Origin of the sequence: Sphingobium sp. PAMC28499, assembly GCF_004795815.1 — a bacterium.
Lineage (GTDB): Bacteria > Pseudomonadota > Alphaproteobacteria > Sphingomonadales > Sphingomonadaceae > Sphingobium > Sphingobium yanoikuyae.
Window position 1 is genome coordinate 1,641,554 of the sequence record NZ_CP039248.1, and the last position, 13,861, is coordinate 1,655,414.

The window sequence follows — 13,861 nt, forward strand, 5'->3', positions numbered from 1 at the left end:
GCTTCCCTAATTTGGTCCGATGGCAAGACAGAGCCGATCCAATGACTGGGGTTTTCCCCGCTGGCGTGCCTATGGCGCGACGCGGGAAGCGCAGCGCGTGCGCATCTGCGACCGTTTCGGCTGTGACCAGCCGGGTAACTGCCCCGCGCCCAAATCGCCCAACAGCCCGGACCGCTGGTATTTCTGCAGCGAGCATGCGGCCGAATATAACCGCAACTGGGACTATTTTCAGGGGCTGGACGAGGAAGAGCGGGCCGAGCGCGAGCGCACCGAACGGCGCGATGCCGGCGGCTATCAGTCGAGCGCCCATCATGGCTGGGGCGGTCCCGGCGACGGCAGCCGGTCGCGCGACGAGATGCACGCGCTGCAGGCGCTGGGGCTGGAGGATGACGCCGATTTCGAGGCGGTGCGCAAGAGCTGGCGCAGCCTGGCCAAGGAATATCATCCCGACGTGAAGCCGGGCGATGCCGAGGCGGCGGTGCAGTTCCAGACAATCCAGGCCGCCTATGAGGTGCTGCGTGCGGCCGAGGAACGGCGCACTTGGAAGCCGCGGGGCGCCAGCGATTGAAGGATCATGTCCGGTCCAACTGGCATAATGCCGTGCTGGTCTGCCGCAAATGCTCGAAGAAGCTGGACGGCGGCTTCGGCAAGGATGGCGAGGAGCGGTTGGCCAAGGCGCTGCGGCGGCATCTGTCGCTGAAGAAGGGGCGCAAGGCGGCGGCCGGCATCATCGAGGTGAATTGCCTGGGCGTCTGTCCGAAGGGCGCTATTACGGTGGTCAACGGCGCTGCGAGCCGCGACTGGCTGTTGGTGCGGCCGGGGGCGGATCTGGACGCGCTGGCGGCGGCGCTGGACCTGCCGGCGCAGGCGGAAGCGCAGAATCCGGGCTGACTTACGCAAAATGCGTAAATCCGGACGGGGCTGTTAAGCCTATCCTTACCAACATTTCCTAGGGGGGATGCCATGCGGATATGGCTTCCTTCCTCGCGCGGTGCGGTGCTGCTGGCCCAGCTCGCGATCATCCTCCTGGGTCTCGCCCTGCTCTACGGCAATCCGCCGGCGCAGGGGCGCATCCTGCTGATCCCGATGACGGCCGGTGCGCGCGCGCATCTGGTGCCCGATGCGGTGGCGCATGGCGCCCGGCTGGTGGCAAGCGGACGCCTGCCCGGATCGATGGTGGTGGAGGGGCAGCGCGACGCGCTGCTGCCGCTGTTGCGGGGCGGCATCTTGCCGCTGCGTGCCTTTGCCGCGGCCTGTGGCGAACCGGTGGGAGGATTGGCCTGATGGCGTTCAACAGTCTCGAAAGCCTGCGCCTGCATGGGCTGCGCATCCTGTTGCTGTGCAGCCTGATCTGGACCGTGCTGATCGGCATTGGCGGCATGATGATCGGCAGTGAGCGGGCAGCGCCCGCCATGCTGCTGTCGGCGCTGGCCAATATCCTGCCGACCTGGATGGTGATGCGGCGTCGCAACGACCTGGAGGTGCGGCTGGTGATGGGGACGCTGGCGGCGGTGCAGCCGGCGATCACCCTGTTCCTGCTGAGCGGCCATGTCTGGCAGATGGACGCGCACATGTATTTCTTCGTGGCGCTCGCCTCGCTGGCGGTGCTCTACGACTGGCGGCCGATCCTGCTGGCGTCGGTGCTGATCGCGCTGCATCATCTGGTGCTGACCTATGTCGCGCCCAATTGGGTGTTTTCGGGGCAGGCGGAGATCGGCCGGGTCATCGTCCATGGCTTTGCTGTGGTGCTGCAAGGCACGATCCTGGGCTATCTCAGCATCAGATTGCATGCGCTGCTGCTGGCGCAGGATGCACATGTGGCGGATACCGCCCGGCTGGCACGGGAAGCGCAGGCGGGGCGCAATGCGGCGGAATCGGCGATGGATGCCCAGCGCCAGTCCGACGCGCGCGAGGCGCATCTGCGGATCGAGCGGGATGCCGAAAAGACACGGATGGCGCAGGACCGGCGCAGCGAGACGCTGGCGCTGGTCGGCGCCTTCCGCCAGTCGGTGGCGGGCGTGGTGAGCGCGGTCAGCGCGGCAACGGGCGAACTCAAGGAATCGGCCGGGCTGCTGCATGATCTGGCGCGCCGGGCGAGCGTGGGCACGGACGAGACGATGGCGGCGGCTGGGCAATCCTCGGCCAGCGCGGCGGTGCTGGCGCGGCGGATCGAGCAATTGTCCGAATCGATCAGTGCGATTGCAGCGGCGGCCAGCCAGCAGGCGAGCCTGGGCGGCGAGGCGCAGCGCGTGTCGGTGGCGGGGCATGAAGCGATGCAGGCGATGGAAGGGCGCACCGCGTCGATCACCAGCTTCGCCGATTCGATCACAGAGATTGCCGCCCGCACCAATTTACTGGCGCTCAATGCCACGATCGAGGCGGCACGGGCCGGCGAGGTCGGGCGCGGCTTTGCGGTGGTGGCCGGCGAAGTGAAACAGCTGGCCAACCAGACGGCGAGTGCGACCGGCGAAATCCAGTCGCTGGCCTCGTCCGCGCGGCAGGGGGCCGGGGTGGCGCAGGAAGCCCTGTCCGAGGTGGCGGGGAGCGTCGAGGAACTGGCGCAGGCGGCGCAGGCGATCCAGCGTGCGGTGGCCGACCAGCGCGATGCGACGGCGGCGATCGGCCAGTCGGCGCGCGATACCGCCCGCGACGCCGATCATATGGCGCAGCGCATGGCGACCGTGGCCGATGTCGCGCGTAATACAGAAAATCTGTCCGATCGCGTGTCGAGCGCGGCGGCCGGCCTGTCGCGCACGGCGCAGGAGTTGCAGCGCGCGACCGACCTGTTCGTGGCGCAGCTGGAAGCGGCCTGATCGCCGGTCAGCCGGCGCGGGCTGTCCACGTTGTCGCAGTTCCATCAGCAGAACGGGCCAGCGGATAGAGGATGCGGTCCTCGCGATCGATCCGCCGGGCAAGGGCATCCAATATCCGGTCGCTGTCGGTGCAGAAGCCGCGCCAGTCGCGGGTGATCCGCTCATCGGTCCAGCCGGCCATGTAGCGGGCGAAGCTCTCGGCCAGCGCGCCGATTTCGGCCTGGATGCGGGCGGCCGTGGTGCGGACGCGATCGTCGCCCTGGCGCTGGAGCGCGGGGTAGAGGATGCGATCCTCCAGCGCGAGATGGGCCATCAGCTTGCGCGCCAGTTGCCAGCGCAATGCGCTCACCGCCTGGGGCTGGTCGGGATCGGCGATCGCCTGGCGCAGTTGCGCGGCGATCAGGGCGATCTCCTCATGCTGCGTGCCCAATTCGTCCATGTTCATCGCGATCCCCCTGCTGGCCAGGTTCGATCATGCACCGCCCGCCGTTAAGGGGGCATTGGGAGCCGGGACAGGCAAAGCGCGCAAAGCCTGTAAAAAGAAAGACCGCCCGGCGCCTGCGCACCGGACGGTCTTTCTGTCATCGATCCTGTGGATCAGGCTCCATCGGAGCCTGTCACGATCAGGCCGGCTGGTCGGCGCGGCTTGCGCCCTGGCCGTCGAGATTGAGGGCAGCGAAATCCCAGTTGATCGCTTCCTTCAGCAGCTTTTCGGCATAGGCCGGGCGCAGGTTGCGATAATCGATATAGTAAGCATGTTCCCACACATCGAGGATCAGCAGCGGAGCATGGCCTTCATGCGCGACCGGGGTGTCGGCGTCATGATAGCTGGTCACTTCCAGCTTGCCGTCCTTCAGGATCAGCGCGGCCCAGCCGCTGGCGAAGTGGCCGACGGCCTCTGCCTTGAGCTTCTCGATCAGCGCGTCGACCGAACCGAAGGCTTCCTCAATTTTGGCGAGCAGTTCGCCCGTCGGGGCGGTCTTCACCGGCGACAGCGAGTTCCAGTAGAAGGTGTGGTTCCAGATCTGGCCGACCTGGTTGAACAGGCCGCCCTTGGACGACTTGATCAGTTCGACCAGCGACTTGCCCTGCAGGCTCTCGTCGGCGGCGACCAGTTCATTGGCCTTCACGACATAGGCATTGTGATGCTTGCCGTGGTGGAAGTCGAAGGTTTCGACCGACAGGATGTCGCCAAAGGCGTCCTTGGCATAGGGAAGATCGGGCAGAACAAAGGCCATGGCGGAACTCCTCGGGTTCGTTATGGGGCGGCTCGCAGCGATGCTTGCGATGCCGGTTTATCATATGGTCCATGCGGGGCGTGGACGCCTCCGTCGCTTCCCATATGCGCACCCAACGCCCAAGAAAACCAATATGTGCCTATTGCGAAACGATCGCAGAAACAGGCGGTTGGCGGGGCTTTCGGGCGATGACGGCCGGGCAGGGCCGGGGCGGCTTGCTTGACAGGCGGGACGGGGCCGAACATGATCCCGGCCATGCCGTTCAAGGTCATCTTTGCACGCTTCCGCCATCATGGGGGACAGCTTCTCGCGGGCCATCCGCCCCGGACCTGACAGGCGCGCTGCCGGCAGGTTCGGGGCACCCTTCTTGACGCTTTGCGCCCGAGCACCGGGCGCGCACCCCTATCAGGAAGTTTTCCCATGACCCTGCAACAGAAGTGGGCGGCCGTGCCGCCGATCCATATCGTCGAATCCGAAGCCGACATGATTTCCGATCTGGCCTGGGCAGCGCGCGACCGCTTCCCGGACGTCAGCCAGTTGTTGCTGGAGGAGGTTGGCCGGGCGCAATTGTGCAGCCGGGCGGCGCTACCGGCTGATGTCGCGGCGATGGGATCGACCATCCTCTATCGCGATGGCGCGCGCGGGACGCCGCGTCGGGTGGAGCTGGTCTATCCCAGCCATGCCGATGTGGCGCTGGGCCGGATATCGATCCTGACGCCGGTCGGCGCCGCGCTGATCGGGATGCGGGCGGGCAACGCGATATTGTGGCCGGACCGCGACGGCCATCTGCGCGACATCCTGGTGGACGAGGTGGTTCAGGCCTAGGGCCAGTCCTGTCCCACATCCGTCATCCTGACGGAAGTCAGGATCCATTCGGCACTACGCCCGAGAGCGAGCGCAGAATGGATCCCGGATCAAGTCCGGGATGACGGCAGTTTTTTAGGGGTCAGCCCTGCGGCGGGGTGGTTTCGCCCACCTCGTCGCTGTCGAGGCCATCGTCCAGGGTCAGGCCGTGGCGCAGCAGCATCGGGATGTTGGCGCCGGCGAACACGACCGAGACGATGGTGACGCCCCAGACCTTGACGGCGAGCCAGGTGTCGAAGCTCATCGACCGGCGCATCAGCTCGTTGGCGACCGCCATGGCGACGAAGAAGAGGGCCCAGTTGCGCGACAGCTTGCGCCAGCCTTCCTCGGTCAGCCCGTCATAGGCGGCCTGGAGCAGATATTTGAGCAGCGGCTTGCCGCGCAGCAGCCCGGCGAACAGCATCAGCGCGAAGAAGGCGTAGATGATGGTCGGCTTCAGCTGGATGAAGCGCTGGTCGTGGAAATAGATGGTGAGGCCGCCGAAGAAGAGGATCAGCAGCGCCGAGAGCCACAGCATCGGCGAGACCCGGCCGAGCTTCACCTTGGAGATGATCACGGCGATGACGATCGCGGCCATGAAGGCGGCGGTGCCAAAGCTCATGGCGGTGATCGGGTTGCCCGCACCCCAGAACCAGCCCGCGCCCTTGTAGCTCAGGAAAAAGACCAGCAGCGGCCCGAAATCGAGCGCGAGGCTGAGGCTGCCGCCATGGGCGGGCTTCTTGGCGTCAGCGGGCATAGGCCGTCCCCGCGATCGCGCGTGCCATGTCGCCGGCATCGAACGGGCGCAGATCCTCGATCTTTTCGCCGACGCCAATGGCGTGGATCGGCAGGCGATATTTCTCCGCCGCCGCGACCAGCACGCCGCCGCGCGCGGTGCCGTCGAGCTTGGTCATGACCAGGCCCGTGACCTGTGCGGTTTCCTTGAAGACTTCGATCTGGTTCAACGCATTCTGTCCCGTGGTGGCATCGAGGACCAGGACAACGTCGTGCGGGGCAGCCGGGTTCAATCGGCCGAGCACGCGGCGCACCTTGGCCAGTTCGTCCATCAGTTCGGTCTTGTTCTGCAGCCGGCCGGCGGTGTCGACGATCAGCACGTCGATGCCGGTAGCCGTCGCCTGTTTTACCGCGTCGAACACGATGCCGGCCGCGTCGCCGCCTTCCTTACCGGCGACGATGGGCACGCCGAGGCGTTCGGCCCAGACCTTGAGCTGGCCGATGGCGGCGGCGCGGAAGGTATCGCCCGCCGCCAGCATCACGCCATAATCCTGTTCCAGAAAATTATTGGCGAGCTTGGCGATGGTGGTGGTCTTTCCCGATCCGTTGACGCCGATCACCAGGATCACCTGTGGCCGCGGGAAGGCCTCGATCTCGAGCGGGCGGGCGACCGGGGCCAGCACCTTCTCAATCTCCTCCGCGATGATCTCGCGCAGATATTCCTCGGTCAGTTCCCTGTTGTAGCGTCCTTCGGCCAGGCGATCACGCACCCGGCCGGCCATGGCCGGGCCGAGATCGGACATGATCAGGGCTTCCTCGATCTCGTCGAGGGTCTGGTCGTCGAGCGCGGCCTTGGTGAAAAGGCCGGTCAGATTCTCGCCGAGCTTGTCGGAGGTGCGCTTGAGACCGCCGAAGAGGCGGTCGCGCCAGCTGGTGCCGGTGTCAGTCATTATTGCGCCTCTTGCGCGATCAGCGCGCCATTCTCAAGGCCGCTGATGCGGGCCGCGACGATCGTGGAGGGGGGCTGGGGCGTGGTGAAGCGCACCGGCGCGAAATTTTCGGCATGGCCCGACAGGCCATTGCGTTCGACCAGCACCGACTGGCGGGTGCCGACCAGCCGGGCGAGCCAGGCGTCGCGCTGCGCCGCGCAGGCATCGCGCAGCAGCGCGGCGCGCGCCTTGATGGTTGCGCGATCCAGCTGGGGCATGCGCGCGGCGGGCGTGCCGGTGCGCGGCGAATAGGGGAAGATATGGCCATGGACGATGTCGCAATCGGCGACCAGCGCCAGGCTGTTGGCGAACATGGCCTCATCCTCGGTCGGGAAGCCGGCGATGATGTCGGCGCCGATGCTGATGTCCGGGCGGGCGGCCTTCACCCGCTCGACGATGCGCACGGCATCGGCGCGGGCATGGCGGCGCTTCATGCGCTTCAAGATCATGTCGTCGCCGGCCTGTAGCGAGAGATGCAGATGCGGCATCATGCGCGGCTCATGGGCGATGAGGTTGAACAGCCGCTCGTCAATCTCAACACTGTCGATCGAGGAGAGGCGCAGCCGGGGCAGGTCCGGGACATGCTTGAGGAGCCGTTCAACGAGTTGGCCGAGCGAAGGGCTACCTGGCAGGTCCGGGCCATAGCTGGTGACATCAACGCCGGTCAGCACGATCTCGCCATAGCCCGCATCGACCAGCTGCTTTGCCTTGTCGATCACCGCGCCGGCGGGGACGGAGCGGCTGTTCCCCCGGCCATAGGGGATGATGCAGAAGGTGCAGCGATGATCGCAGCCATTCTGCACCTCCAGAAAGGCGCGGGCATGTTCGGCAAAGGCGCTGGCCATGTGCGGCGCGGTGTCGCGCACGGCCATGATGTCGGAAACGTTGACCTTATCCGCCACCGGGGCGAAGGCGGCGGCCTCCAGCTTCTCCCGGTTGCCGATCACGCCGTCCACTTCCGCCATGGCGGCGAAGGTCTGGGGCTCGGTCTGGGCGGCGCAGCCGGTGACGAGGATGCGGGCGTCGGGGCGGTCTCGCCTGGCGCGGCGGATCGCCTGCCGGGTCTGGCGCACGGCCTCGGCCGTCACGGCGCAGCTGTTGACGACGATCAGGTCGTCCTGTGCGCCGGCCATTTCGCGAATAGCCTCGCTCTCCGCGATGTTGAGCCGGCAGCCCAGGGTGATGATGTCGGGACCGGCCACGGTCAGAAGCGGTCCCAGTCCGCCTCGCCGTCGAACACATGGGTGGCGGGGCCGGTCATGCGGATCGTGCCGCCCGGTGCCCAGTCGATCTCCAGGTCGCCGCCCGGCAGGCTGACCGTCACCGGGCCGGCCATCAGCTTGCGGCGGATCGCCGCGACGGCGGTGGCGCAGGCGCCGGTGCCGCAGGCGCGGGTCAGGCCGGCGCCCCGTTCCCAGACGATCAGGCGCAGATGCTGCGGGCCGACGACCTGCGCGAAATTGACGTTCACGCGGGCGGGGAAGAGCGGGTCATGCTCGATCAGCGGGCCGAGGCGCTCGAAATCCACCGCGTCCAGATCCTCGACGAAGAAGATCACATGCGGGTTGCCGACATTGACGGCGGCCGGCGCGGGCAGGTCTTCCCAGCTGGCCGACATCGTCAGCGTGTCCATCGGATAGCCAAGCGGGATCGCGTCCCAGTCGAAGCGAGGCGCGCCCATGTCGACGCTGGCGCCGCCGTCCACGCTCTTGGCGTCGAGCAGCCCGGCCCTGGTCCGGATCAGCACATCCTTGCCAACGAACAGCGGCACGCAGCGGGTGGCGTTGCCGCAGGCTTCCACTTCCGAACCGTCGGAATTGAAGATGAGCATCGACACGTCTGCCTGATCGCCGGTCTCCGCATCGCCGATGACGATCAGCTGGTCGCAGCCGATGCCGGCATGGCGATCGGCAATGGCGCGGGCGCGCGCCTCCGTCATCGCGACCGGCGCCTGGCGCGCGTCGATCACGACGAAATCATTGCCCAGACCATGCATCTTGGAAAAGCGGCTCATCATGGCGCCGCATTTAGTGCGGGACGGGGCAAAAGACCAGCGGTCAGGCGTCTTGGCCGCCGATGATCGCGGCATAGGCGGCCGGATCGACATTGGCGCCGGAGATGACGAGGGCGGTGGCACCGTCGCTGGGCGGGGCGAGGCCGGCAAGCATGGCGGCGAGCGCGACCGCGCCGCCCGGTTCGACCACCAGCTTGAGCGTGGTGAAGGCGAAGCGCATCGCGTCGCGCACCTGATCGTCGCTGACGACCAGGCCGCCGGCCAGCAGGGCATGGTTGATCGGGAAGGTCAGCGCGCCGGGGCTGGGCGCCAGCAGGGCGTCGCAGATGCTGCGCGCGTCGGGCGAGACGGTTTCGCGCATGCCGCTGGCGAGCGAGCGGGCGGTATCATCGAAACCGGCGGGCTCGACCGCATAGACGCTGATGTCGGGGCGGGCGGCCTTGACCGCCGTGGCCGTGCCCGCGACCAGCCCGCCGCCACCGCAGCAGACGAGTATCTGTGCGAGGTCAGCGCCGACGGCCTGGGCCTGCTCCAATATTTCGAGGCCGATCGTGCCCTGGCCGGCGATGATGAAGGGATCGTCGAAGGAGGGGACGAGGGTGGCGCCGCGTTCGGTTGCAAGGGCGGTGGCGATTTCCTCACGGCTCTGGGTGAAGCGGTCGTAGGGGACGACCTCTGCGCCGAGCGCGCGGGTGTTGGCGGTCTTGATCGCCGGGGCATCGGCCGGCATCACGATCGTGGCGGGAATGCCGAGCAGGCGGGCGGCGAAGGCGACGCCCTGGGCATGGTTGCCCGAGGACCAGGCGACGACGCCCGCCGCCCGTTCCGCAGCGTTCAGCCGGGCGAGGCGGTTATAGGCGCCACGGAACTTGAACGATCCGCTATGCTGGGCGCCCTCGAACTTCACCAGCACCCGCCGGCCGCAATGATCGTTGAGCGCGGCATTCTCGATCAGCGGGGTGCGGACCGCCGCCGGCGCGATCAGCCGCGCGGCATCGGCGACGTCGGCGGCAGTGATGGCCATCAAGGATAGATCTGGCGAATCGGTCATGTCGGCTCCTTGGGTCAGAGGCCCCTGCATAGCCGCCCGCCGGCGCCGCGCAACGATCCGCCGGGGCGATCCTGGCCCGCTTGGCAGGGCTTGTGCTTTGGCTTATGGGGGCCGCGCGCCGGGGCGGTCAAAAGCCCCGGACGCGCATGATCGCGCCGGTGCCCGCAAGGGCTGAAAACGGGAATGCGGTGCGGGGGGCGCAGCCCTTCCAAATCCGCGGCTGTCCCTGCAACTGTAAGCGGTGAGCGCGATGCGCAGGGTTCCCAGGCTCTTCAAAAGGGGAGGGCCGGAACCGGCCACTGGACCGACAGGTCCGGGAAGGCTGGCGCATCGCTGCCCTGACCCGCGAGCCAGGAGACCTGCCGGCGTCTGGTCGCTCTTGCCCTGGCCCAGGGGATGGCCATGGCGCGGTGTTTCCGTCGAGCGACGCCCATGGCGGCCGGGGCCGCATCGGTGCGTGGGGCGGGGCGCTGGCGTCTTCCCGATCCTCACGCAGCGACCGCTTGTGCGGACGCCCCGGTTCCAAATCGACGGACGCCGGGGGACGATAAAATGAAGACGTTGGGGATTTCGCTGATCGCGCTGCTGACCGCTACGCCGGCATTGGCCCAGGATGACGATATCGTCGTCACCGCTTCGGGCATCGCACAGCCGCGCGACGAGGTCGGCCAGGCGATCACGGTGATCGATGCCGACACGATCAGGACGCGCCAGGCGGTCGATGTCGTCGACCTGCTCGCCACCACGCCGGGCGTCCGCTTCAGCCGCAACGGTTCCACCGGCGGCGTGACCGGCGTGTCGCTGCGCGGCGCGGAGACGACCCAGACGCTGGTGCTGATCGACGGGGTCAAGGTCAACGACCCGAGCGGCATCGGCGACGGCTATGATTTCGGCCATCTGTTGACCGGCAATATCCGCCGGATCGAAGTGCTGCGCGGCTCCAACTCGGTGGTCTATGGCAGCCAGGCGATCGGCGGCGTGGTCAATGTGATGACCGGCGCGCCGAGCGAGGGTTTCGAGGTCAATGCCTCGGCCGATTATGGCTATAGCGATACGCTGAATGCCAAGGCCGATGTGTCGGGCACGCGCGGCGCGGTGTCGGGCGGCGTTGGCGTCGCCTATTTCAACACCGACGGCATTTCCTCGGTCGGCCGATCCTTCGGCGGCGTGGAGAAGGATGGCTATGAGAATATCGCCACCAACGCCAAGCTGAAGATCGCCTTTTCCGACAGCCTGAGCCTCGACCTGCGCGGTTACTATATCCATGCCGATCTCGACTATGACAGTTTCTTCGGCGCGCCGGCCGACAGCAGCGACGTCAGCAAGCTGGACCAATATGTCGGCTATGCCGGAATCAATCTGGCGCTGCTCGACGGCAAGCTGACCAATCGGGCCGCCGTCACCTGGCTGCGCAACGATCGCGACTATTATTTCGTGCGCGGCACTGACCCGGACTATGGCTATTCGGGCACCAATCTGCGGTTCGAATATGAGGGCGTCTATGCCCCGGTGGATCAGGCCAAGCTGATCTTCGGCTATGAGCATGAGCGGCCGGACTATGAGTATTTCGGCTTTGGCGACATAGCGAGCGCGAAGGCGAACATCGACAGCGTCTATGCGCTGGCGGTGGTGAAGCCGCTTGCCGGCCTCGCCGTCACTGGTGGGCTGCGCCATGACGATCATAGCCAGTTCGGCGGCGCGACCACCTTTGGTGCCAACGCCAATTACACGCCGAACGCCGGCGCGACGAATATCCGCCTCTCCTATGGCGAGGGCTTCAAGGCGCCGTCCCTCTATCAGCTTTACGACACTTATAGCGGCAACAGCGCGCTGCGGCCGGAGCGCTCGAAAAGCTATGATATCGGCTTCGACCAGAGCCTGGACGGGGACAAGGCCGTGCTGTCGCTGACCGCCTTCCGGCGCGACACCCGCAACCAGATCAATTATGACTATGCGACCTACACCTATGGCAATCTGGACCGGACCCGCGCCAAGGGCGTGGAAGCGACGCTGACGCTGAAGCCGGTCGAGGCGCTGACGGTGGCGGCCTCCTACAGCTATGTCGATGCGCGCGACCGGTCGGGCGGGGCCACCGATGGCAATCGCCTGCCGCGCCGCGCCGCCAATGCGGTCAGCCTGTCGGCCGACTATCTCTGGTCCTTCGGCCTGTCGACCGGCGCGACCCTGACCATGGTCGGCGACAGCTATGACGACACGGCCAACACCCGCCGGCTCGACGGCTATGCGCTGGCTGGCCTGCGCGCGTCCTTCCCCATGGGCGACCATCTGGAAGTCTATGGCCGGATCGACAATCTGTTCGATGCGGATTACGCCACCGCCTATGGCTATGGCACCTATGGCCGGTCGGCCTATGGCGGCGTGCGTGTCCGCTTCTAAGGGGCGGCGGCATCCTCTGTTGCTGCCGGGGCTGATTGCCCTGCTGCTGGTCGCGGCTATCGCGTCGGTCGCGCTGGGAACGGTGACGATCGCGCCGGCGCGCATCCTGGCGGTGCTGGCCGGCGGCGGCGACATGGTGGCGCGGGCGATCGTGATCGACCTGCGCCTGCCGCGCATGGCGATCGGCCTGCTGGTCGGCGGCATGCTGGGCCTGTCCGGCGCGGCATTGCAGGGCTATCTGCGCAATCCGCTGGCCGAACCCGCCGTGCTGGGCGTGTCCAATGCGGCGGCGCTGGGGGCGGTGATCGCGCTTTATTTCGGCCTGTCCGAACTGCACCCGATGGCGTTGCCGCTGCTGGCGATCGTCACCGCGCTGGCGGCGATCGGCGCGCTGTTCCTGCTTGCCGGGCCGTCGGAAAGCCCGTTGACGCTGATCCTGGCCGGGATCGCCGTCGCGACGCTGGCGGGGGCGGGGATCAGCCTGGCGCTCAACCTGTCGCCCAATCCCTTTGCCGCGATGGAGATCATGAGCTGGCTGATGGGGAGCTTGGAAAATCGCAGCATCGACCATCTGCTGCTGGCGCTGCCCTGCATCGCGGTTGGCGCGGCGCTGCTGCTTTATGACGGACGCGCGCTCGACGCGCTGACCCTGGGCGAGGATGGCGCGCGGGCGCTGGGCGTCGACCTGTCGCGGGCGCGGCTGCGGCTGATGGCGGGCGTCGCGATCGGCGTCGGCGGCGCGGTGGCGGTGACCGGATCGATCGGCTTCGTCGGCCTGATCGTGCCGCATCTGGTGCGACCGCTGACCGATCGCTCGCCGTCCGCGCTGCTGTTGCCGTCCATGCTGGGCGGCGCGGTGCTGCTGACCCTGGCCGATATCGGCGTGCGCATCATCCCGACCAGCAGCGAGCTGAAACTGGGCGTGCTGACCGCGATCCTTGGTGTGCCGGTCTTCCTCATTCACCTGATGCGGGAGCGGCGGCTATGGTGACCCTGTCGACCGAGCAACTGGACGTCCGGCTGGGTCGCCATCTGGCGGTGCGTGGCGTCCATCTGACCATGGCGCCGGGCCAGTTGATCGGCGTGATCGGCCCCAATGGCGCGGGCAAGTCGACCCTGGTGCGGGCGCTGCTGGGGCTGGTGAAGCCGGCCGCCGGTCGCGCGCTGCTGGACGGAGCGCCGGTCGAGCGGCTGTCGCGCCAGGCGGTGGCGCGGTCCATCGCCTATCTGCCGCAGGGCCAGACATTGCACTGGCCCCTGGCGGTCGAGCGGCTGGTGGCGCTGGGGCGCTTGCCGCATCTGGGGCCGCTGTCGCGCCTGAGCGCCGACGATGAGGCGGCGATCGAGGATGCGATGGCCCGCGCCGATGTCACCGGCTTCAAGGGGCGGATCGCCACTGAGCTGTCTGGCGGCGAGCGGGCGCGGGTGCTGCTGGCGCGGGCGCTGGCGGTGGGTGCGCCGGCGCTGATCGCCGACGAGCCGCTCGCCGCGCTCGACCCCGGCCACCAGATCGACGTGATGGCCTTGCTGCGGGCGCAGGCGCAGGGCGGGGCGCTGGTCGTCACCGTGCTGCACGACCTGGCGATGGCGGCGCGCTATTGCGACCGGCTGCTGCTGATGGATGGCGGCGCGCTGGTGGCGGACGGGGCGCCGATGGACGTGCTGACGCCGGAGCGGCTGGCATCCGTCTATGGCGTCGCCGCGCGGATCGACGTCAACGACGGCCTGCCGCTGATCGTGCCGACGGCACGGGTCTGATCGGGAACGAAAAAGGGGGCCTT

Annotated in this window: 15 protein-coding genes and 1 riboswitch; of the genes, 8 read left to right on the forward strand and 7 right to left on the reverse strand. The window is 67.5% G+C overall.

All coding sequences use genetic code 11. The features are described 5' to 3' along the window. Window positions 1–19 precede the first annotated feature (19 nt). The 4 genes from E5554_RS07940 (at window position 20) to E5554_RS07955 (ending at window position 2,813) form a co-directional block, all read left to right on the forward strand. Window positions 20–568 carry a J domain-containing protein gene (locus E5554_RS07940; RefSeq protein WP_004210421.1) on the forward strand — a complete coding sequence of 183 codons (549 nt, stop codon included), beginning with the start codon at window positions 20–22 and terminating at the stop codon, window positions 566–568. Beyond that, on the forward strand, window positions 541–891 hold the full coding sequence (locus E5554_RS07945; RefSeq protein ID WP_136186469.1) for a (2Fe-2S) ferredoxin domain-containing protein: 351 nt from the start codon (window positions 541–543) through the stop codon (window positions 889–891). Before E5554_RS07940 ends, E5554_RS07945 begins: the two co-directional genes overlap by 28 nt. Before the next feature lie 72 nt (window positions 892–963). Beyond that, window positions 964–1,284, forward strand: coding sequence for a hypothetical protein (locus E5554_RS07950; RefSeq protein ID WP_004210423.1), 321 nt, complete (start codon window positions 964–966; stop codon window positions 1,282–1,284). Beyond that, window positions 1,284–2,813, forward strand: coding sequence for a methyl-accepting chemotaxis protein (locus E5554_RS07955; protein WP_136186470.1), 1,530 nt, complete (start codon window positions 1,284–1,286; stop codon window positions 2,811–2,813). The genes E5554_RS07950 and E5554_RS07955 overlap by 1 nt, the downstream gene beginning before the upstream one ends. A 7-nt stretch (window positions 2,814–2,820) precedes the next feature. Here E5554_RS07955 and E5554_RS07960 read toward each other — a convergent pair whose 3' ends face one another. Together E5554_RS07960 and E5554_RS07965 are read right to left on the reverse strand one after the other, a co-directional pair. After that, the gene (locus E5554_RS07960) at window positions 2,821–3,258 is read right to left on the reverse strand and encodes a hemerythrin domain-containing protein (RefSeq protein ID WP_136186471.1); all 438 of its coding nucleotides are present in this window, start codon (window positions 3,256–3,258) and stop codon (window positions 2,821–2,823) included. Between the two features lie 178 nt (window positions 3,259–3,436). Beyond that, entirely contained in the window at window positions 3,437–4,051 is a 615-nt protein-coding gene (locus E5554_RS07965; protein ID WP_004210428.1) for a Fe-Mn family superoxide dismutase, read from the reverse strand. 420 nt (window positions 4,052–4,471) lie between these two features. Between E5554_RS07965 and rnk the strand changes: the two genes are divergently transcribed. Next, window positions 4,472–4,876 (forward strand): nucleoside diphosphate kinase regulator, encoded by a 405-nt coding sequence (rnk, locus tag E5554_RS07970; RefSeq protein WP_136186472.1) that lies wholly within the window; start codon window positions 4,472–4,474, stop codon window positions 4,874–4,876. A 121-nt stretch (window positions 4,877–4,997) separates the two neighbouring features. Here the strand turns inward: rnk and ispZ are convergent, their stop codons facing one another. Genes ispZ through E5554_RS08000 form a run of 5 tightly spaced genes read right to left on the reverse strand, consistent with a single transcriptional unit; the run spans window position 4,998 to window position 9,683 of the window. Beyond that, complete coding sequence (ispZ, locus tag E5554_RS07980; protein ID WP_004210432.1) at window positions 4,998–5,651, reverse strand: septation protein IspZ; 654 nt, start codon at window positions 5,649–5,651, stop codon at window positions 4,998–5,000. Further along, window positions 5,641–6,579: a signal recognition particle-docking protein FtsY gene (gene ftsY / locus E5554_RS07985; RefSeq protein ID WP_136186473.1), complete on the reverse strand. Its 939-nt coding sequence runs from the start codon at window positions 6,577–6,579 to the stop codon at window positions 5,641–5,643. The genes ispZ and ftsY overlap by 11 nt, the downstream gene beginning before the upstream one ends. Continuing rightward, window positions 6,579–7,820 carry a tRNA (N(6)-L-threonylcarbamoyladenosine(37)-C(2))-methylthiotransferase MtaB gene (gene mtaB, locus E5554_RS07990; protein WP_136186474.1) on the reverse strand — a complete coding sequence of 414 codons (1,242 nt, stop codon included), beginning with the start codon at window positions 7,818–7,820 and terminating at the stop codon, window positions 6,579–6,581. Before mtaB ends, ftsY begins: the two co-directional genes overlap by 1 nt. Before the next feature lie 2 nt (window positions 7,821–7,822). Next, window positions 7,823–8,635 (reverse strand): diaminopimelate epimerase, encoded by an 813-nt coding sequence (gene dapF / locus E5554_RS07995; protein ID WP_125986155.1) that lies wholly within the window; start codon window positions 8,633–8,635, stop codon window positions 7,823–7,825. A 40-nt stretch (window positions 8,636–8,675) separates the two neighbouring features. Next, window positions 8,676–9,683 (reverse strand): threonine/serine dehydratase, encoded by a 1,008-nt coding sequence (locus E5554_RS08000; protein ID WP_136186475.1) that lies wholly within the window; start codon window positions 9,681–9,683, stop codon window positions 8,676–8,678. A gap of 139 nt (window positions 9,684–9,822) precedes the next feature. Beyond that, window positions 9,823–10,065, forward strand: a riboswitch (cobalamin riboswitch). Window positions 10,066–10,235: 170 nt separating this feature from the next. Between E5554_RS08000 and E5554_RS08005 the strand changes: the two genes are divergently transcribed. The 3 genes from E5554_RS08005 to E5554_RS08015 are packed head-to-tail and all read left to right on the forward strand — an operon-like array spanning window position 10,236 to window position 13,838. Further along, window positions 10,236–12,080, forward strand: a complete 1,845-nt coding sequence (locus E5554_RS08005; RefSeq protein WP_136186476.1) for a TonB-dependent receptor — start codon at window positions 10,236–10,238, stop codon at window positions 12,078–12,080. After that, complete coding sequence (locus tag E5554_RS08010) at window positions 12,067–13,071, forward strand: iron ABC transporter permease (RefSeq protein ID WP_247594407.1); 1,005 nt, start codon at window positions 12,067–12,069, stop codon at window positions 13,069–13,071. Before E5554_RS08005 ends, E5554_RS08010 begins: the two co-directional genes overlap by 14 nt. Next, on the forward strand, window positions 13,065–13,838 hold the full coding sequence (locus E5554_RS08015; protein ID WP_136186478.1) for an ABC transporter ATP-binding protein: 774 nt from the start codon (window positions 13,065–13,067) through the stop codon (window positions 13,836–13,838). Before E5554_RS08010 ends, E5554_RS08015 begins: the two co-directional genes overlap by 7 nt. Window positions 13,839–13,861 lie beyond the last annotated feature (23 nt).

Bases quoted from the DNA above. Each gene is read 5' to 3' on its own strand.
- E5554_RS07940 (WP_004210421.1), top strand. From the start codon at position 20: ATGGCAAGACAGAGCCGATCCAATGACTGGGGTTTTCCCCGCTGGCGT.
- E5554_RS07950 (WP_004210423.1), top strand. From the start codon at position 964: ATGCGGATATGGCTTCCTTCCTCGCGCGGTGCGGTGCTGCTGGCCCAG.
- E5554_RS07955 (WP_136186470.1), top strand. From the start codon at position 1,284: ATGGCGTTCAACAGTCTCGAAAGCCTGCGCCTGCATGGGCTGCGCATC.
- E5554_RS07960 (WP_136186471.1), bottom strand. From the start codon at position 3,258: ATGAACATGGACGAATTGGGCACGCAGCATGAGGAGATCGCCCTGATC.
- E5554_RS07965 (WP_004210428.1), bottom strand. From the start codon at position 4,051: ATGGCCTTTGTTCTGCCCGATCTTCCCTATGCCAAGGACGCCTTTGGC.
- rnk (WP_136186472.1), top strand. From the start codon at position 4,472: ATGACCCTGCAACAGAAGTGGGCGGCCGTGCCGCCGATCCATATCGTC.
- ispZ (WP_004210432.1), bottom strand. From the start codon at position 5,651: ATGCCCGCTGACGCCAAGAAGCCCGCCCATGGCGGCAGCCTCAGCCTC.
- ftsY (WP_136186473.1), bottom strand. From the start codon at position 6,579: ATGACTGACACCGGCACCAGCTGGCGCGACCGCCTCTTCGGCGGTCTC.
- dapF (WP_125986155.1), bottom strand. From the start codon at position 8,635: ATGATGAGCCGCTTTTCCAAGATGCATGGTCTGGGCAATGATTTCGTC.
- E5554_RS08000 (WP_136186475.1), bottom strand. From the start codon at position 9,683: ATGACCGATTCGCCAGATCTATCCTTGATGGCCATCACTGCCGCCGAC.
- E5554_RS08005 (WP_136186476.1), top strand. From the start codon at position 10,236: ATGAAGACGTTGGGGATTTCGCTGATCGCGCTGCTGACCGCTACGCCG.
- E5554_RS08015 (WP_136186478.1), top strand. From the start codon at position 13,065: ATGGTGACCCTGTCGACCGAGCAACTGGACGTCCGGCTGGGTCGCCAT.